The organism is Streptomyces katrae, assembly GCF_000966975.1.
In the GTDB taxonomy this organism is placed as follows: Bacteria; Actinomycetota; Actinomycetes; order Streptomycetales; family Streptomycetaceae; genus Streptomyces; species Streptomyces katrae.
Genome location: NZ_JZWV01000676.1, coordinates 1 through 1508, shown reverse-complemented (window position 1 = coordinate 1508; position 1508 = coordinate 1). Strand labels below are relative to the sequence as shown.

Below are 1508 nucleotides of genomic sequence, written 5' to 3'. Positions count from 1 at the left end.
CGGCTGCGGCTGCCAGTCCGGCGCCCCCTGCCAGTGCGGCGGCTGACGGGCCCCGCCGCCCGCACGACCTCGAGGGCCCCGTCCGAAGCACCGGACGGGGCCCTCTCGCGTACCGCCTCACACGGCGAGGCCGACGGCGGAGCGGCCCGGAGGACGGCCCGGAGGACGGCCCGGGGCGGCCTGCAACGCCTTGATGAGGTCGTTGATGAAGTGCCGGGTGTCCTCGGGGTTGAGCGCCTGTGCCTGAAGGTGGTCGTACATGACGTGGTACGGGTACCGGTCGACGTACTTCTCCAGGTAGAGGTCACTGGTGAAGCGTTCCAGGTAGACGACTCCCGCGTCGGAGTCGGGGAACCCGAGGATGGAGAACTGTCCCAGGAGCCCCGCGTGGGCTCCGGCGGTGTGCGGCAGGACCTGCACGGTGATGTGCGGCTGGGCGCCGAGGGTGTTCAGGTACTCCAGCTGTTCGCGCATGGTCTCGCGGTCTCCGACCACGCGGTGCAGTGCGGATTCGTCCAGGATCGCCCATAAGCGGAAGGGGCGGGCGGGGTGATGCGCCCGGTGCTGGCGCCGCAGCCGGACCTCCAGGCTGACGGCGGCCTGCTCGTCCGTGATGAGGGGGGCCGTTCCGGCGATGAGCGCGGCCGCGTAGGCCCGGGTCTGCAGCAGGCCGGGGAGCACCAGCGGCTCGTAGGTGTGGATGGAGGAGGCACCCGTCTCCAGTCCGATGTAGACGCCGTAGGGGACGTCGCCGCAGGAGACCCACCAGCCCTGCTGGCCCGATTCCTTCGCCGCCCGCATCAGCGCCTCGACGACGTCCTGGTCGGTGACCCCGTAGAGGCGGCAGAGGTCGCGCACGTCCCGCGGGTTGATGGGGCGGCGGCCGGTCTCGATGAGGCTGATCTTGGACTGGGAAACCAGCAGGTGGCGTGCGGCCTCCGTCGACGTCATGCCCGCGGCCTTCCGGAGCTGCCGGAGCTCGGCACCCAGACGGCGCCTCCTGACCGTCGGTTGTCCGTTCGCCGCCATGGGCGGTCTACCTCCAGCTCAAGAACACGCGCAGGCTACTCACCCCCACGGTCGACATCGACAGAACGCATTGTGCATACGCGGCCGAACGGGGCGTGCACCCGCGGGGCGAGCACCACCTGTTCGGCCCAACGCGGAGTTGCGCGGACGTACGCTTGCGGCCCGTCGTGGCTGGTCAGGCCATGGGCGGGCATATTTTCGTGCCGTACTGCCTGCGATGGACCGCACGGACGGACGACGGGGACCCGGGGGCCGGTCGGAGCCCGGTCAGGGGGTGCCGGTGATCCATCGCAGGAGGGCCGCGAAGGTGGTGTCGTCGACGAGGGAGAGCACCTCGATGGCGTGCAGGTCGCCGGCGCGCGGCGCGATGCCCGCGACGGTCAGGGACGCGTGCAGGTCGAGGCGCCGGCGCCGGCGCTCCGCGGTGTCGGGGGCGTCCGGGCGGCGGTCCGGGGCGGGGAGGGGGACGGACAGGGGGG

At 72.0% G+C, this 1508-nt stretch carries 1 protein-coding gene and 1 pseudogene; both read right to left on the bottom strand.

What is annotated here, in order from left to right; genetic code table 11:
• Positions 1-117: 117 nt before the first annotated feature.
• Positions 118-1029, bottom strand: a complete 912-nt coding sequence (locus VR44_RS23735; RefSeq protein WP_045949609.1) for a helix-turn-helix domain-containing protein — start codon at positions 1027-1029, stop codon at positions 118-120.
• Positions 1030-1296: 267 nt separating this feature from the next.
• Positions 1297-1508 (bottom strand): annotated as a pseudogene (locus VR44_RS45235) (hypothetical protein); the annotation flags it as partial.

Excerpts from the sequence above, each read along its gene's own strand:
- VR44_RS23735 (WP_045949609.1), bottom strand. The coding sequence starts at position 1,029 with ATGGCGGCGAACGGACAACCGACGGTCAGGAGGCGCCGTCTGGGTGCC.